Below are 17,645 nucleotides of genomic sequence, written 5' to 3' on the forward strand. Positions count from 1 at the left end.
GCACGGACCAGCAAGAAGCGTTCCGTGCTGCTGAATGGATTCTACTCTACACGAACTGCGCCGCAGCGTTAGCCGATGCCCAGGCCCACTGGAAATTGAAACCGCCCAGGTGGCCGGTTACATCCAGCACCTCGCCAATGAAGTACAGCCCCGGGCTCTTGAGCGACTCCATGGTCTTGGACGACACCTCGCGGGTATCCACGCCGCCCAGCGTCACCTCGGCAGTGCGATAGCCCTCGGTGCCGGCAGGTACCACTTGCCAGGCCGCCAGTTTTTCGGCGATCTGTGCCAGTTCTGCCGGCGTGTACTGCTTCATCGGCTTCGATTCGAACCACTGCTCGGCCAGCAGGTTGGCCAGCTTGCGGGTGAACACTTCGCCGAGCACGGTTTTGAGTTCTGCATTGGCGCGCTCGGCCTGTTGCTGTTGCAGCCAGGTCAGTGCGTCGCGGTCTGGCAGCAGGTTGATCTCTACCGTGTCGCCGGCCTCCCAGAACGAGGAGATCTGCAAGATCGCCGGGCCACTCAGGCCGCGGTGGGTGAATAGCAGGTTTTCGCGAAAGCTGGTGCCGTTGCAGCTGGCCGTGCAGTCCAGCGAAGTGCCCGACAGTTCCGTGCACAATGCCTTGAGTTGGGGCTCGGTGATGGTGAACGGCACCAGACCGGCGCGTGTCGGCAGCAGGGTATGGCCAAACTGACGGGCCACCTGGTAGCCGAAACCGGTAGCACCCAGGGTCGGGATCGATAGGCCGCCGGTGGCGATCACCAACGACTGGCAGGCGAACTGCCCGGCACTGGTCTGCAGCAGGTAGCCGTTTTCAGTCTTCTCGATGTGCGAGATGCTGGTTTCCATGCGCAGCTCGGCACCGGCTTCGTCGCACTCGGCCAGGAGCATGTTGAGGATGTCGCTGGACTTGTTGTCGCAGAACAGCTGCCCGAGTTTTTTCTCGTGATACGGCACGCCGTGCTTGGCCACCAGCTCGATGAAGTCCCACTGGGTATAGCGGGCCAGCGCCGACTTGCAGAAGTGCGCGTTGTGCGAGAGGAAGTTGGCAGGCTCGGTGTACATGTTGGTGAAGTTGCAGCGCCCGCCGCCAGACATCAGGATCTTCTTGCCTGGCTTATTGGCGTGGTCGAGCAGCAGCACTCGGCGGCCACGGCGGGCGCTGAGCTGGGCGCACATCAGGCCAGCGGCGCCAGCGCCGAGGATGATCACGTCTGTGGTGTGCACGATAGACCTCTTGGTAGCTGGGGCCGCTGTGCAGCCCATTCGTGGGGCAAGCCCGCTCCCACAGGTACTCCGCCAGGCTCAAGGGCTGTGGAGGTCCTGTGGGAGCGGGCTTGCCCCGCGAATGGGCTGCATAGCAGCCCCAGAATAAGTTTAGATAATGCGGACTTTCAGGGCCCGGCCCTTGATCTTGCCGCTGTTCAGGCGCTGCATGGCCTGCTTGGCCAGGGCCCGTTCCACCGCCACGAAGGCCTGGAAGTCGAAGATGGCGATCTTGCCCACCTGCTTGCCCGGGATACCGGCATCGCCGGTCAGCGCACCGAGGATGTCACCCGGACGCAGCTTGTCCTTACGCCCGGCAGCGATGCACAAGGTGCTCATCACCGGCAGCAGCGGCTCGCCGCCCTTGTTCTTCAGGCTGTCCAACTGGTCCCAGCGCAGCGGGCTTTTCTGCAGCGCTTCGATGGCCTGGGCGCGGTGCCCTTCGGCCGGGGCTACCAGGCTGATCGCCACACCTTTCTCACCGGCACGGCCGGTACGGCCGACACGGTGCACGTGGATTTCCGCGTCACGCGCCAGCTCGACGTTGAGCACCATATCCAGGCCGTCGATATCCAGGCCGCGGGCGGCCACGTCGGTCGCCACCAGCACCGAGCTGCTGCGGTTGGCGAACATGGCCAGCACCTGATCGCGGTCGCGCTGTTCGAGGTCACCGTGCAGGGCCTGGGCGACGATGCCCTTGGCCGTGAGGTGGGCGACCACGTCTTCACACTGCTGCTTGGTGAAGCAGAACGCCACGCACGATTGCGGGCGATAGTGGCCCAGCACGCGGGTCACCGCTTCGAGGCGTTGTTGCGCGTCGATTTCGATGAAGCGTTGTTCGATCTGGTTGTCGGTGTGCAGGCTTTCGACCTTGACCTGCTGCGGGTTGCGCATGAAGTCGGCGGCAAGCTGCTTGATGCCGGCCGGGTAGGTGGCCGAGAACAGCAGGGTCTGGCGGCGTGCCGGGGTCTTGCCGATGATGCTGGCGATAGCGTCGAAGAAGCCCATGTCGAGCATGCGGTCAGCTTCGTCCAGGATCAGGGTGTTCAGGCCATCGAGCACCAGCGTGCCTTTGTCCAGGTGCTGCTGGATGCGCCCCGGGGTGCCGACGATGATGTGCGCGCCGTGCTCCAGCGAAGCAATCTGTGGGCCCAGCGAAACGCCGCCACAGAGGGTCAGGATCTTGATGTTGTCCTCGGCGCGGGCCAGGCGGCGCAACTCCTTGGCGACCTGGTCGGCGAGCTCGCGCGTCGGGCACAGGACCAAGGCCTGGCAACCGAAGTAACGCGGGTTGATTGGGTTCAGCAGGCCGATGCCGAACGCAGCGGTCTTGCCGCTGCCGGTCTTGGCCTGGGCGATCAGGTCCTGGCCCTTGAGGATGACCGGCAGGCTCTGGGCCTGAATCGGCGTCATCGAGGCATAGCCGAGGGCGTCCAGGTTGGCCAGCATGGCGGCGGACAGCGGCAGGGTGGCAAAGGCGGTGGATTCGGTGGTCACGAGGCGGGCCTGTGTAGCGAAGCGAAAAATGCCGCACAGTCTACCAGCCTCATGGCCATTCGCCCTACGACTCCATGTGTTGTTCCGGACGACGGGCACGCCTTCCGTCTGTCGGCGCCAGTTGCAGGAAGATCGCCGCTGCCAGCATGGCCATGATGCCGATGGTCACGAAGGTCAGCTGGAACGCGCCCAATGTGCTCTCGACCCCTTCGGCACTGCCCGCCGTAGTGAAGCCACCCAGCAATGCCCCGGCGCAGGCCACACCCAGGCTCAGGGCCAATTGCGCGACCACTGACAGCAGGCTGTTGCCGCTGCTGGCGCTGGCATCGTCGAGGTCGATCAGGGTCACCGTGTTCATGGCCGTGAACTGCATGGAGTTGACCGCACCGAGCAGGCCCAGGTGTATCAGCAGCATGGCGTAGGGTGTCTGCTCGTCGATCAGGCCGAGGCTAGCCAGCAGCAGGCCCAGCAGCAGGGTATTGCCGGTGAGGATGATGCGGTAGCCAAAACGCTCGATCAGCGGCCGGGCGATGGACTTGGCAAGCATCGCCGCCGCCGCCAGCGGGATCATGCTCATGCCGGCCTGGGCGGGCGAATAGCCCAGGGCTACCTGCAACAGCAGTGGCACCAGGAAGGGCAGGGCGCCGCTGCCCAGGCGGGCGAACAGGTTGCCGAGGATGCCGATGGCAAAGGTGCGCACGCGGAACAGGCTGGGCGAGAACAGCGGCTCGGGATCGCGCCCTGCGCGCAGCCAGTAGGCGGCCAGGCAGGCCATGCCGGCGAACAGCAGCAACATCACCCGCAAATGCGGCAAGTGCAACTCGCCCAGGCCTTCCATGGCGATGGTGATCAGCACCATCGCCGCACCGAACAGCAGAAAACCTGGGCCGTCGAAGCTGGTGCGCTCAGCGCCGCGCAGGTCGGGGATGAACTTCCACACGGCATAACAGCCGATGGCGCCGACCGGCAGGTTAAGCAGGAAGATCCAGTGCCAGCTGAGGATCTCCACCAGCCAGCCGCCGACCGTTGGGCCAAGCAGGGGGCCGAGCAGGCCGGGGATGGTGATGAAACTCATGATCCGCACCAGCTCGGTGCGTGGGTAGGCGCGCAGTACCACCAGCCGGCCGACCGGCAGCATCAATGCGCCGCCCAGGCCTTGAACCACCCGGGCCAGGATCAGAAAACCGAGGCTGTCGGCGGCGGCGCACAGCAGCGAGCCGAAGCTGAACAACAGGATCGCGCTGAAGAAGATGTGCTTGGTGCCGAAGCGGTCGGCGAGCCAGCCGGAGGCGGGGATCAACAAGGCCACGGTGAGCATGTAGGCGATGATCACGCCTTGCATGCGAAGCGGGTCTTCTTCCAGCGAGCGGGCCATGGCCGGCAGCGCGGTGTTGAGGATGGTGCCGTCCAGGGACTGCATGAAGAAGGCGATGGCCACGACCCAGGGGATCCAGCGGGCGGTGACGGGGTCCAGCGGGGTGCGTTCGGGCATGACGTCCTCGTTTGTCAGTACCGGCGTCTTCGCGGGGCAAGCCCGCTCCCACGAGGCTGGGAGCGGGATTGCCCCGCGAAGACGCCGGCAAGTCCAATCACAATGTCAGGGTAAGGCCTTTGACCAGAGCCCCCGGCAAATGACTCGACCCGGTACTGCGCTGTCCATAGGTACTGGTGGAGAGAATCATCTCGCGCTCGCGGGTCAGGTCCTCCAACTGGCTACCCAGCAAACTGTACAGGCTGTCATCGAAGCGCATGGTGCTTACCGGCCCCTGAATCTCGCCATTCTCCACCCAGAAGGTGGCAAAGCGGGTCAGGCCGGTCATGCGCGCTGCCGGTAGGTCCGAGTAGTTGAGGTACCACAGGTTGCTGATATACAGCCCGGTGCCAAGCCGTTCGAGGATGGCTTCACTGGCCAGGTTGCCCGCCGCCAGGCTCAAGGCGCAAGGCGACTCATAGCTGTCGGCGCCATTTGCCATCAGGTCGAATTCGGCCGCGCTGCGTGCGCTGATCAAGCGCTGCACGGCCTGGCCTTGCGCGATCAACGCAACGTCAAGGCGGGGTGAACCCTCATCGGAAAACGCCGGGCTCAACGAGCCGCTGACCTGTTCGTTGAAGCTGACCAGCGGGCTCAGGCGTGCATCGCCGTTATACAGGCGCTGCAGGGCGCTATTGCCGGTGGCCAGGGCCTGCGCAGAAAACCCGCCCCAGCACAGCATACCGGCAATCTCGTCCATGGCCGCCGGTGCCAGGTAGGCGCGGTAGCTGCCGGGTTTCAAGGTGATTGCGGGGCGGCCCAGGTACGCCAGTTGCTCGCGGGCCTGGCGCAGACGCGCGACGAATTCATCAGCGCTCCAGGCTTGCCCGGCATAGTTGGCTTTCACTGCCTGGCCGTTGCCGTGGAACAGGCTCCAGTCCATGTTGAAGCTGTTGGCCTGGTGCCAGCCAAAGGCCCCGAACGAGCTGGCGAAGCCGCGACAGATCGGCCCAGCGGCGTAGATGCCGACCAGGTCCAGGTCGCCTGCTTCACGCTCGATCAAGGCCAGTACTTCATCCAGATCCGGCAGCGTGTGGCCCTGCTGGCTGTGGCTGTTCCAAGGGGTTTCGTCCAGGCGCAGGTAGGGGTCGACCGCCAACAGAGGCAGGGTCTGGCGCAATTGGCCGAGGGCATCGGCCAGGCGCGCGCGGTCCAGCACGGCATCATCGCCCAGGGTGAACTGCTGCTCGGCCTGGCGGCCATCATGAATCAGGCGCAGCTGCACACTGGCCTGGCCGACCTCACCGGCCTGGCGCACCTTGGCGTGGTTGAAGCGCACGAACTGCGACTGCTCGGCGCTGTAGCCGAAGGTGAACTGTTCGCCCGGCTGAAGGGCGTCGCGCAGGGCGCCAAGCAGGCTTTCGAAACGTTGCTGGGGTATGGCGCTCATCAGGCGTCGCCTCCAAATACATCGATCTGGCTGAACACACAGGCCGGCGACGCATGGCCGACCCGTACCACCTGGTTGGGTTCGCCCTTGCCGCAGTTGGGTGTGCCGAGCACCTGGAAGGTGCTGCGGTCGCCGACTGCCGACAGGTTGCGCCAGAACTGCGCCGAGATGCCGCGGTAGTTGGGGTTCTTGACGATGCCCTTGAGCTCGCCGTTTTCGATCAGTTGGCCCCACTCGCAGCCGAACTGGAACTTGTTGCGTGCATCGTCGATGGACCAGGAGCGGTTGGTACGCATCAGGATGCCATGCTCGATGCCCTGGACCAGTTGCGCCAGCGACCGGTCGCCCGGCTCGATGTTGAGGTTGGCCATGCGGTCGATCGGCGCACGGTTCCAGCCGCAGGCACGGCTGTTGGCCACGCCGTCCAGGCCCGAGCGGAACTGCGACAGGGCGCCGCCCAACGGCCGCAGCAGCAGGCCGTCGCGGATCAGGAACTGCTTGCTGGCCTGGGTGCCGTCATCGTCGTAGCTGTAGCTGGCCAGCTCTTCACCGATGGTCGGGTCGAAGGTCACGTTGAGCAGCGTCGAGCCGTATTGCAGGTGGCCGAAATCGCTGGCGTTGACGAAGCTGGTGCCGGCGTAGTTGCGTTCGTCGCCAAGAATGCGGTCCATCTCCAGCGGGTGGCCGATGGACTCATGGATCTGCAGCATCATCTGGTCAGGCATCAACAGCAGTTCGCGCTGGCCGCTGGGGGTATTGGGAGCGAGCAGCAGTTGCAGTGCTTCGTCGGCGACCCGGTTGGCAGCGCCGACCAAGCCACAGCGCTCGATGATTTCAAAGCCACCCTGCTGGCCGAAGTTGTCCCGGCCCAGGCTGCGGCTCTGGCTGTCCTGGCCATCGCTGGCGGTCACGCTCAAGCCTGGGAACAAAAAGCGCTGGGCGTGGCGCAGCTCGGCGCCGGCGCTGTTGAGGTAAGTCTGCTCGACCAGGCTCATGCCCAGGCCAGCCTGCCAGTCCACCAGGCGGCTGTCCTGGGGCACGCTGGCCGATTCGGCGGCGAGCAGGCCAAGGCAGTCGGCAAGGCTGGGCATGGGCTGATCGAAGTGGGGCGAAACGTGGTCGTGGCGGGCGCTGGTCACCGGTTGCTCACGCAGGTCCAGCAGGCTGTGCCGGGCGATTTGCCGGGCCAGCGCCTCGGCGCGTTCGAGCGCCTGTTGCAGGCCTTGCTGGGACAGGTCTGCCGTGGCCGCATAAGCCTCCACGCCATTGACCCGCACGGTGAGCATGGCGCCCTCGTCCTGGCTGAAGAACGGCGGCTCGGCTACGTTGCGGCGAACCGACAGCGACTGGTGCGACTGTTTCACATGACGCAGGGAAAACAACTCGGCCGTACTGCGCAGCGCCGCAAAGCGCTGGCGCAACAGGGCGCTGGAATCGAACATGCGGGAACCTCCGAGTCAGTGGTGGCTCCCCCTAGAACCACTCCACTCGCATACTCAGGCACGTTTGATCGCCGTCCTCGAGCAATGCGAGCTCATTATGGCAGCCAGCTACTTCCCTGGTCAGGAAATAACGCGAGGGCGTTCAATCGCCGCCCTCCCAGCAAGGGGGCGGCGTTGCTACCCCCTCTTTCTGGATGGCGCCCTTCAACATAGCATTCAGGTGCGACGCGACATGGTGAGAGGTGTCCGTCAGCAAATAGACGTGGTGCTTTTCGAGGTCGGGCAAGCTCAGCCCCTCCACGTACGCGAGCGATGTATCGGCGCTATCCAGTCCCTCGACAATGCCGACGGCCAGGCCACTTCTCATGCAGGCCAGCACTGCGTGCCAGTTGGCGCTTTCCAGCAGAACACGGTACGAAATGCCGTGGGCTTTCAATGCCTGCAAGGCAGCCTCCCGGTATGGGCAACCTTTCAACTGCAGTGCCAACGGTAAGGGGCGACTGGGATCATGGCTGAATCCAGGCGCTGCGGCCCAGCGAGGCTGAGTCGAGCGAAGCCACTCGCCTTGTTGCCAGTCTTCACTGCTGACCGCTACTGCCAAGTCCAGTCGTTGTCGCGCAAACAGGTCGATGAGCTCTGCGCTGGATCGCGCTACAGCCTCCAGCTCCAGTTTCGGATTATTGGCGACGAACACTGGCAGAAAGTCATTCATCAGGTTGGCGGCATAGCCATCGGGTACTCCCAGACGCACCTTGCCGGTCATCTGCTGTGGTGACAGCGTAGCCAGCAGCCTGTCGTGGGCCATCAAGAAACGTGTCGCCTCGCCCAACAACTGGCGACCCGCAGGGGTTAGCTCTACGGACTGGTTACTGCGCGTGAACAATTGTTGCCCGATCTTTCCCTCCAGCTTCTGGATTTGCGTCGTCACCGCCGATGGGCTGCGGTGGACGTAGTCGGCCGCCGCCTTGAAACGGCCTAGCCGGGCCACTGCCTGGAAGGTTCTCAGTACATCGATGTCGAGGCCTTTGCCCATGGAACCACCTGATTTGGTTGGATCGAATCAGCGCTTCGATTTAATCAACTGTACAGCCTTTATACCCACTCTTACTGTGGGGTCGAAGCCCGCATGCCCCCTGAATTGCAATGGAATGATACGGATGAGCCTGAACGACTTCGTGGTAGATGCACTCGTACGCAACCCCGCTTACCAGCACGCACGCTTATGGACTGTCGAGAACCATGAGAAGTACTCGACCTTGGCCCAGCCTGAGCCGGGACCTGAAAGCGCCCATCGTTTCAACCACGAGATATTTCTGCTCATGCGCGCCTTGAATGAGCAAGGCGTGGGTCAGAGCGGGCTCTGTGCTGACGCAGAGGGGCAGGGGGCGCTCAAGACCGTCATCGACGAAGTTGCCAAGCGGTTGGCAGCGCTGAGCAGTGGGCGCCGCGTGCACTATGTCGAGCTGGGCCCCGAGCCGATCAAGAGCGCCTGCTTGCTGAAGCGAATGGTCGAGACGTCCAGCTCCATCCGCTACACCGCCATCGATATCAACCAGACCTCGGAAGCCGCGATGAGCGATGCCGTGGGTCCCATCGTGCGGGAGGATGGCAGTTTCAATTACATCGCTGCTGATTACCGCACTGTTACCCATGATGATTTGCGTCACGATCAGGAGCTCACCCTGATCACCTTGCTTGGGTTCCAGGAAGGTAACGAGCTGCCAGTAAGCACTGGGCGGCTGATTCGTAGCCTTGCAGGTAGCACCACCTACATTCTTTCGGAAATGCAGGTCTACGAGGAAGGCCTGGAAAGTACCATCCTCAAGTTCTACGCCAACCCCTGCATGCTCCAGTTCTCCCGAGCGGTCGCGCTTCAACAAGGCTTCATCCCCTCGGGCGAGCACGAAGCGATGCTCGTACCGCTACGCATTCAGGATGAACCGATCCATGTCGTAGTGACCCTGCAGCCTGTGCAGCGCCTGCAGCAACGTGGGTATCTACTGACCAACATCTGCCTCAAGTACACGCCCGAACAGTTCCGTCGCATCAGGGCCCGGCATTGCAACTGCAATGTGGTGGACGAGTTCGCCAGTGGTGATGGCTCGGTGCGCTATCAGATCGCGAAGTACCTTCAGTAGTGACTCTACGGGGACAGACACATCATGAATCCTTCTTCAGACACCTTACCCCTGTTCGAACGCGGCGTAGGGCGCGTGAAGCTGGCGCTCAAGTCGACATTGAAGCGCACGCCGCGGCCATCGCCGATCTGCCTAAGTGAGCAGTTGCCCTGGTCGGACGATTTGCTTTGCCAGCACGGGCCCATCCTCAGTGACACCCGAACACTTGGGCAGCTTGGGTATGCCCACAGCCCACACGCCAAAATCGCGGTGGACAGCATCACTGGGGTGGCGGTTGTGCATCGGCTGTTCACGCCCGAGGGCGTTTCGGCCTTGCAAGGCATCTGCAGCCGTCTGGAGGAGGGGGCGGGCGACAGCGACTGGATCATTTCACGGCGTACGCGAGGGGTGACGGCTTTGTCATCGTTCATCAACGACATGATGTGCAGCCGTTCATTCCTGTTGGCCGTATCGCGCATTGCAGGCGTGCCGCTGGTGCCTTACCCCATGGTCAATGCGCGATCGCAGGTCAACTATTTCTACCCCAAGCCTGTCGAGCAACAGCAGCAACTCGGCATGTGGCACACAGACGGCACCAACTATGTGCTGAATATCGTGCTGTCGGGGTGCTCCGACTACAGCGGGGGCGAGTTCCTGTTCCACAACGGCACTGTCGATACCTTTGATGCGCTGGATCACCGCACCTTCGAAAGCGCAAGGCTGGACGCGCCTGGCGATGCCTTGTTCATCTACGGCAGCCGATTGTTCCACGGTGTGCGCCCGGTGATCAGCGGGCGACGCATGTCATTGGTGCTGTCCTTTCATTGCCCCTACTTTGCTGACGATTCCAACTGTTTCTGGCACTTGGCTTCCGACGACGGCATTCCTGCGACGATCCCCAAATGGTTGGGGTTGCGTTGGGCGTTACACCGATCGGCTGCCCGACAGTTTTCACGTATAGGCATCGAGCCGATTACGTTCGAGGAATTGCATTACACAGGGGCGTGAACATGCCAAGCAGTGCGCCATATCTGATATTGCTGCAAGTCATCTTTGTTCTTTCTTGGAGTTCGGGCTTCATTGGCGCCCGGCTTGGTACGGAAGACGCGGGTGCGATAAACCTGCTGTTCTGGCGTTTTCTGCTGGTCAGCATCTGCCTGCTGCCCTTTGTTGTACGTCGGCTGCAGGCGCTTACGTGGGCGCAGATACGCTATAACGCCGTCATCGGCTTTTTGGCACAGTTTGCTTACTTGGTCAGTGTTTACATCGCCATCCGAGGCGGGCTACCGGCGGGGATTGCCGCCATCATTTGTGCGCTGCAGCCCTTGATCACGGCATCGATGAACAACAACCCGCATGAGCGCAGTGGTCGGCAGGAGTGGCTGGGGCTTGGGGTGGGGTTCGCTGGTGTCAGCATGATCATTTTCGCAGAGCACAGCTTGTCCGCGAGTCAGCTTAGCCTCTGGCTGTACGCCCTGCCGCTCATCGCCGCGATCACACTGTCCATTGCCACCCTGTATCAGCGCCGGCAATCGATCATGGCGACCGATCACAGCAAGGACGGTCTGCTGATGCCGCTGTTTCTGCAATCGACTGCGACGCTCTTACTGCTCACGGCTACAGGCTTGCCGCTGGGTTTGATCGAAGTGCCTGCCAGCACACAGGTCTGGGCGGCTGTCGCATGGTTGACCCTGTTCTCCACGTTCATTGCCTACTTGAGCCTGTGGATATTGCTCACAAAGCTCTCGGCGACCCGCGTCTCGGCGCTGGTCTACCTGGAGCCACCTGTGACGTTGTTATGGGCGGCACTGATGTTCGGGGACGTGATCCATTGGACAACCTACGTAGGCATTGCGGTGGTCGCGGCAGGCATTGCCATTACTCGCCATCCCGGCAGGTCGCCCACGCCTGCAAATGCGCTGAGCGACACGGGTGACAGATAGAGGTTGGCGCGTGCAGCAGTGCGCTGGAACCAAACATGCGCGAGCCTCTGTTTACACAGTGGCGCCTAGAACCACTCGTCTTGCATGGCTAGGCAGGTATCGTCGCGCACCTCGAGCAAGGCCAGTTCACTATGGCAGCCTGGTACTTCCCAGGTCAGGAAATAACGCGCGGCTTGTAGCTTGCCAAGGTAGAAGTCGCGGTCGGCGGGGTTGCCATTGAGCACGCCAAGCTCGGCGCGAATGGCCTGTTCCAGCCAGCGCCAGCCGATCACGCAGTGGCCGAAGGCCTTGAGGTACAAGGCCGAGTTGGCCAGTGCGGCAGTGACTTTGCCCTGGGCCAGATCGCCCAGCAGGGCGAGGGTAACGGCTTGCAGGCGATTGACCAGTTGTTCCAGTGGCTGGCGCAGGGTGTCGAGGCCTGGATGATGGCTGGCGCGCTCGGCCGTGCTGGCGATCAGGCGGATCAGTTGCTTAAGCCCGGCGCCACCATTTTGCGCAAGCTTGCGCCCGAGCAGGTCGAGCGACTGGATACCTTCAGTGCCCTCGTGGATTGGGTTCAGGCGGTTGTCGCGGTAGTACTGCTCGACCGGGTATTCGCGGGTATAGCCGTGGCCACCGAGGATCTGTATGGCCAGCTCGTTGGCTTTAAGGCAATACGCCGACGGCCAGGACTTGACGATCGGGGTCAGCAAGTCGAGTAGCGTCTGGGCCTGTTGCCGTGTGCTTTCGTCGTCGGCGGTCTGGGTGTCGTCGATCAGGCGTGCGGCGTACAGCCCAAGGTCGAAGGCACCTTCAACGTAAGCCTTTTGTGCCAGCAGCATGCGTTTCACGTCGCTGTGTTCAATGATAGGGACTGCGGGGCTGTGCGGGTCCTTGTTGTCCGGCAACCGTCCTTGGGGGCGTTGGCGTGCGTATTCCAGGGAGTAGAGGTAGCCGGCGTAACCCAGCATCACCGCGCCCATGCCGACGCCGATGCGTGCCTCGTTCATCATTTGGAACATGCAGGCCAAGCCCTGATGCGGTTGGCCGACCAGGTAGCCGACGCATTGGCCATGGTCACCAAAGTTGAGCGCGGTCGAGGTGGTGCCGCGCCAGCCCATCTTGTGGAACAGGCCGGCCAGCAGCACGTCGTTGCGCTCGCCGCGGCTGCCGTCCTGATTGACCCGATACTTGGGCACGATGAACAGCGAGATGCCCTTCACGCCAGCTGGGGCGTCCGGCAGCTTGGCCAGGACCATGTGCACGATGTTTTCCGACAGTTCGTGGTCGCCGCCGGAGATGAAGATCTTGTTGCCCTTGAGCCGGTAGCTGCCATCGCCGGCAGGTTCTGCGCGGGTGCGGATGTCGGCCAGCGAAGAGCCCGCATGCGGTTCGGTCAGGGCCATGGTGCCGAAGTAGCGGCCTTCGATCATCGGTTGCAGGAACAGGCGCTTTTGCTCATCGGTGCCGAAGTTTTCGATCAGATTGGCCGCGCCCATGGTCAGGAATGGGTAGGCGGTGGTGCCGGCGTTGGCAGCCTGGAAGTGGGCGAAGCAGGCTTGTGAGACCAAGCTGGGCAGCTGCATGCCACCGACCTCGAAGTCGCGGTTGGCGTTGAGGAAGCCGGCTTCGAGGAAGGCATCGACGGCGGGTTTTACCTCGGGGATCAGCTCGGCGCAGCCGTCCACAAAACGCGGCTCGTTTTCATCGGCCTTGCGGTTGTGCGGGGCAAAGTACCTTTCGGCGATGGTGCGAGCCGTGGCCAGCGCGGCGTCGAAGGTCTCGCGGCTGTGCTCGGCGAAGCGCGGGCGCTGGGCCAGGGCTTCGGCGTCGAGGACTTCATAGAGTTCAAAGGCGAGGTTGCGGGGGCTGAGCAGGGTCTCGGGCATGGGGCGGTCCTTGAGCGGGCATTGGCCGAGTCTAGGTGGGAGTGCGGATTTGGGAACAGGTCAATAGATGCGGGTGATATGGGTTTAAAAGAGCCTGAATGCCTGCAAGGCTTGTGAGTGGGATGTAGGGCCGTGGGCTGACTGATCTTCTACGGTATTGCAGTCTTTGTACTTATCGAAGTCTGGCGGGCGGTGAAGCTGCAATCGTGCTTCATCTTGGGGATAAGTGAGGTAGAGCGTGTCACTAATCGAACCGCAGCGCTGGGTTGGTTTGTTTTGGGGAAGTATGGATGCTGTTTATGTGGGCTTTGTCGTGGTCGCTGGATTAAATCGGGGTGTCACGCCATTTCTTAGCGATTTCGATTCTGCGTGTTCGGCGGAATATTCGGTTAAGGCTGACAGGTGCCTGCCATTCTTCTTTCAGCGCCTATGAGATCGAGCGCCGCCCGCGCGGCGCTCGATCTGCGCCCCTCTGAAGAAACCAAGCCAGGCACCTGGCAGCCCAACCACACACTCAAACCCTATAGAAACCCCATAAAAAAGGAGAGCCGAGGCTCTCCTTTTTCATCAACAACCCGCAGCCATCAGCCGATGGTCATCAGGCTGGCGTTACCACCCGCAGCAGCAGTATTCACACTCACCGCCCGCTCGATCACCAAGCGCTCCAGCGCAATCTGATGATCGCCGCTGGACAGCCCGTGCACACCGACGATCGCACCGGCACGCTTGGCCACCTGCTGGCACACGCTACGCAGCTGGTCCGAGTCGCCATGGTGGATCACAGCGTCGAATGCCACTTCATCCTTGTTCCAGTCCGCGACCAGCTTGACCTTGGCCTGCAGTTCACGTGGCAGGCGGGCGCGCAGGGCTTTGCCCGGTTCGCCGTCAGCCCATACCGCCGAGCTGCCAACGGCCAGGACTGCGGCAAACTGCGCCAGCAGGTCGGCTTCGTTGTCCGCCAGGCACAGTACGTGCTCGCGCGGCAGGATGGTGTAGCTGTTGCGCTCGCCGGTCGGGCCTGGCAGTAGGCGGGCAATGCCGCTTTGCGACTGGCCGGCAAACTGGGTGCACAGTGCAGCCAGGTCGGCCTGCTGGTTGCTCTCGGCCCAGGCCTTGAGGCTGTGCAGCGGCTTGATCAGCTGTTCGTGCAGGGTACGGTCGGGCTTGCCTTCACCATCCTGAAGCTGGAAGTGGCGGCCAATGGCGTCGGCCGGGCGAGTCGACAGCAGGCGGTACAGGTACAGCGGGCCGCCGGCTTTCGGACCGGTGCCGGACAGGCCTTCACCACCGAACGGTTGAACGCCGACCACCGCGCCAACGATGTTGCGGTTGACGTACATGTTGCCGGCGTTGGCGTTCTCCACCACCTTTGCAATGGTTTCGTCGATGCGGGTGTGCACACCCAGGGTCAGGCCGTAACCGGAGTTGTTGATCTGCTCGATCAGTTGATCGAGGTTGCGGCGGTTGTAGCGCACCACGTGCAGCACTGGGCCGAAGATCTCGCGTTTGAGCTCGTCGAAGCTGTCCAGCTCGATCAGGGTCGGCATGACGAAGGTGCCGCGCTTGACCTCGGCAGCATCGGCGATGGCGACTTGATAGGCCGAGCGGCCTTTCTCGCGCATGCCCTGGATGTGCTTCTCGATACCCGCCTTGGCTTCGGCGTCGATCACCGGGCCGATGTCTACGGCGAGGCGGTCTGGATTGCCCAGGCGGCTTTCAGCCATGGCGCCCTTGAGCATTTCGATTACGCGGTCGGCGGAGTCTTCCTGCAGGCACAGCACGCGCAGTGCCGAGCAACGCTGGCCAGCGCTGTCGAAGGCCGACGAGACCACGTCGATCACCACCTGCTCGGTCAGTGCCGAGGAGTCGACGATCATCGCGTTCTGGCCGCCGGTTTCGGCGATCAGCGGGATCGGGCGACCCTGGTTGTCGAGGCGACCAGCGACGTTGCGCTGCAGTAGGCGGGCCACTTCGGTGGAACCAGTGAACATCACGCCTTTGACGCGCTCGTCACCGACCAGGCCGGCACCGACGGTTTCGCCACGGCCTGGCAGCAACTGCAGCACGCCTTCGGGGATGCCGGCTTCCAGCAGCAGGCGCACGGCTTGGGCGGCGATCAGCGGGGTCTGCTCGGCTGGCTTGGCCAGTACCGGGTTGCCGGCAGCCAGGGCTGCGGCCACCTGGCCGCTGAAGATCGCCAGCGGGAAGTTCCACGGGCTGATGCACACCACTGGGCCCAGTGGGCGGTGGGCGTCGTTGCTGAAGTCGTTGCGTGCCTGCACCGCGTAGTAGCGCAGGAAGTCCACGGCCTCGCGCACTTCGGCGATGGCGTTGGCGAAGGTCTTGCCCGCCTCACGGATGAGCAAGCCCATCAGCGGCTGGATCTCGGCCTCCATCAGGTCGGCGGTGCGTTCCAGAATGGCGGCGCGCTCGGCGGGCGGGGTGGCCTGCCAGATCGGCGCGGCGTTGAGCGCGCACTGGATGGCGTTATCGACATCGGCAACAGTGGCTTCTTGCACATGGCCGACCACGTCGCGGTGGTCCGCCGGGTTCAGCACCGGCGCGGCAGCGGCCTCGCTGGCGGCGCAGGCCAGCAGCGGGGTGGCTTTCCAGTCGTTGTGGGCGGTAGCCAGCATGGCGCAGGACAGCGACGCCAGGCGGTGTTCGTTGGCCATGTCGATGCCGGCCGAGTTGGCCCGCTCAGTGCCATACAGGTCACGCGGCAGCGGGATGCGCGGGTGCGGCAGGCCGAGGCTGCCTTCCTGGGTGCCCATGCGCTCGATGCTGGCGACCGGGTCGGCGACCAGTTCCTGGATGGAAATGGAGTGGTCGGCGATGCGGTTGACGAACGAGGTGTTGGCGCCGTTTTCAAGCAGGCGGCGGACCAGGTAGGCCAGCAGGGTTTCGTGGGTGCCGACCGGCGCATAGACGCGGCACGGGCGGTTCAACTTGCCTTCGGAGATCTTGCCGACAACCTGTTCGTACAGCGGCTCGCCCATGCCGTGCAGGCACTGGAACTCGTACTGGCCCGGGTAATAGTTCTGACCGGCGATGTGGTAGATGGCCGACAGGGTGTGGGCGTTGTGGGTGGCGAACTGCGGGTAGATGGCTTCTGGCACGGCCAGCAGCTTGCGGGCGCAGGCAACGTAGGACACATCGGTGTACACCTTGCGGGTGTAGACCGGGTAGCCTTCCAGGCCTTCGACTTGGGCGCGCTTGATTTCGCTGTCCCAGTAGGCGCCTTTCACCAGGCGGATCATCAGGCGGTGGCGGCTGCGCTTGGCCAGATCGATGACGTAGTCGATTACATATGGGCAGCGCTTCTGGTAGGCCTGGATGACGAAACCGATGCCGTTCCAGCCGGCCAGCGAAGGCTCGAAGCACAGGCGTTCGAGCAGGTCGAGCGACAGCTCCAGGCGGTCGGCCTCTTCAGCGTCGATGTTCAGGCCAATGTCGTACTGTTTGGCCAGCAGGGTCAGCGACAGCAGGCGCGGGTACAGCTCTTCCATCACGCGTTCGTACTGGGCGCGGCTGTAGCGCGGGTGCAACGCCGACAGCTTGATCGAGATGCCCGGGCCTTCATAGATGCCACGGCCATGGGAGGCCTTGCCGATCGAATGGATCGCTTGCTCGTAGGACGCCAGGTACTTCTGTGCGTCGTGCTCGGTCAGTGCGGCTTCGCCGAGCATGTCGTAGGAATAACGGAAGCCCTTGGACTCGAAACGGCTGGCATTGGCCAGGGCTTCGGCGATGGTTTCACCAGTGACGAACTGTTCGCCCATCAGGCGCATGGCCATGTCGACGCCCTTGCGGATCATCGGCTCGCCGCTTTTGCCAATAATGCGGGTGAGCGAGGAGGTCAGGCCGGATTCGTTATGGGTGGACACCAGCTTGCCGGTCAGCAGCAGGCCCCAGGTCGCGGCGTTGACGAACAGCGATGGGCTGTTGCCCAGGTGCGGCTGCCAGTTGCCGGTGCTGATCTTGTCGCGGATCAGCGCGTCACGGGTGCCTTTATCAGGGATGCGCAGCAGCGCTTCGGCCAGGCACATCAGTGCCACGCCTTCCTGCGAAGACAGCGAGAATTCCTGCAGCAGGCCCTGAACGATGCCAGCACGGCCGCCAGCGCTCTTCTGGTTACGCAGTTTTTCGGCGATGCCGGCCGCCATTTTATTGGTGGCTTCTGCCAATGGCGCGCTCAGGCGGGCCTGCTCCAGCAGCATCGGAATGACTTCCTGCTCGGGGCGGCGATACGCGGCGGTGATGGCCGAGCGCAGGACCGATTGCGGCAGGATGCTTTCGGCGAACTCCAGGAAGCACTGGTGGGCGTGGTCCGCTTGTACTTCGCCGGCATCGTCGGCCAGGCTGCTGGTGTGACCGTTGAGTTCGGTCAGGGTGGCACCACCCTCGAGCTTCTCCAGGTAGTTGAAGATCGCTTGCTTGATCAACCAATGCGGCGTGCGGTCGATAGACTGCGCAGCGGCTTTGAGTCGCTCACGGGTTGGGTCGTCGAGTTTGACCCCAAGGGTGGTCGTCGCCATTTCTTATCCTCGTTATTGCCACGGCTGTGGCCTAAGCTGGCGCCAAGAGTAT

At 63.0% G+C, this 17,645-nt stretch carries 11 protein-coding genes; 3 read left to right on the forward strand and 8 right to left on the reverse strand.

All coding sequences use genetic code 11. The annotated features are described in order from the left end of the window. Positions 1-46 precede the first annotated feature (46 nt). The 6 genes from OGV19_RS26155 to OGV19_RS26180 all read right to left on the reverse strand — a co-directional run bounded on the left by OGV19_RS26155 (position 47) and on the right by OGV19_RS26180 (position 8,160). Positions 47-1,228 carry a BaiN/RdsA family NAD(P)/FAD-dependent oxidoreductase gene (locus OGV19_RS26155; RefSeq protein ID WP_264311305.1) on the reverse strand — a complete coding sequence of 394 codons (1,182 nt, stop codon included), beginning with the start codon at positions 1,226-1,228 and terminating at the stop codon, positions 47-49. 150 nt (positions 1,229-1,378) lie between these two features. Beyond that, the gene (dbpA, locus tag OGV19_RS26160; RefSeq protein WP_264314011.1) at positions 1,379-2,716 is read right to left on the reverse strand and encodes an ATP-dependent RNA helicase DbpA; all 1,338 of its coding nucleotides are present in this window, start codon (positions 2,714-2,716) and stop codon (positions 1,379-1,381) included. 112 nt (positions 2,717-2,828) lie between these two features. After that, complete coding sequence (mdtD, locus tag OGV19_RS26165; protein WP_264311306.1) at positions 2,829-4,256, reverse strand: multidrug transporter subunit MdtD; 1,428 nt, start codon at positions 4,254-4,256, stop codon at positions 2,829-2,831. A 97-nt stretch (positions 4,257-4,353) separates the two neighbouring features. Then, positions 4,354-5,685, reverse strand: a complete 1,332-nt coding sequence (locus tag OGV19_RS26170; protein ID WP_264311307.1) for a TldD/PmbA family protein — start codon at positions 5,683-5,685, stop codon at positions 4,354-4,356. Next, complete coding sequence (locus OGV19_RS26175; protein WP_264311308.1) at positions 5,685-7,127, reverse strand: TldD/PmbA family protein; 1,443 nt, start codon at positions 7,125-7,127, stop codon at positions 5,685-5,687. Before OGV19_RS26175 ends, OGV19_RS26170 begins: the two co-directional genes overlap by 1 nt. A 142-nt stretch (positions 7,128-7,269) precedes the next feature. Next, positions 7,270-8,160, reverse strand: a complete 891-nt coding sequence (locus tag OGV19_RS26180) for a LysR family transcriptional regulator (RefSeq protein WP_264311309.1) — start codon at positions 8,158-8,160, stop codon at positions 7,270-7,272. A gap of 124 nt (positions 8,161-8,284) precedes the next feature. Here OGV19_RS26180 and OGV19_RS26185 point away from each other — a divergent pair, with 124 nt between their 5' ends. From OGV19_RS26185 to OGV19_RS26195, 3 genes are read left to right on the forward strand one after another with little or no spacing between them, the layout of a single operon-like run. After that, positions 8,285-9,265, forward strand: a complete 981-nt coding sequence (locus OGV19_RS26185) for a hypothetical protein (protein WP_264311310.1) — start codon at positions 8,285-8,287, stop codon at positions 9,263-9,265. 24 nt (positions 9,266-9,289) lie between these two features. Beyond that, positions 9,290-10,252 (forward strand): 2OG-Fe(II) oxygenase family protein, encoded by a 963-nt coding sequence (locus tag OGV19_RS26190; protein WP_264311311.1) that lies wholly within the window; start codon positions 9,290-9,292, stop codon positions 10,250-10,252. 2 nt (positions 10,253-10,254) lie between these two features. Next, on the forward strand, positions 10,255-11,187 hold the full coding sequence (locus OGV19_RS26195) for a DMT family transporter (protein ID WP_264311312.1): 933 nt from the start codon (positions 10,255-10,257) through the stop codon (positions 11,185-11,187). Between the two features lie 65 nt (positions 11,188-11,252). On the opposite strand, the gene OGV19_RS26200 is transcribed toward OGV19_RS26195, so the two are convergent. Together OGV19_RS26200 and putA are read right to left on the reverse strand one after the other, a co-directional pair. Next, positions 11,253-13,055: an acyl-CoA dehydrogenase gene (locus OGV19_RS26200; RefSeq protein WP_264311313.1), complete on the reverse strand. Its 1,803-nt coding sequence runs from the start codon at positions 13,053-13,055 to the stop codon at positions 11,253-11,255. A 584-nt stretch (positions 13,056-13,639) separates the two neighbouring features. Continuing rightward, a complete protein-coding gene (putA, locus tag OGV19_RS26205) occupies positions 13,640-17,593 on the reverse strand; it encodes a trifunctional transcriptional regulator/proline dehydrogenase/L-glutamate gamma-semialdehyde dehydrogenase (RefSeq protein WP_264311314.1) in 3,954 nt (1,317 codons plus the stop codon). Between the last annotated feature and the right edge of the window lie 52 nt (positions 17,594-17,645).

Source organism: Pseudomonas putida (assembly GCF_025905425.1).
Classification (GTDB): domain Bacteria; phylum Pseudomonadota; class Gammaproteobacteria; order Pseudomonadales; family Pseudomonadaceae; genus Aquipseudomonas; species Aquipseudomonas putida_AF.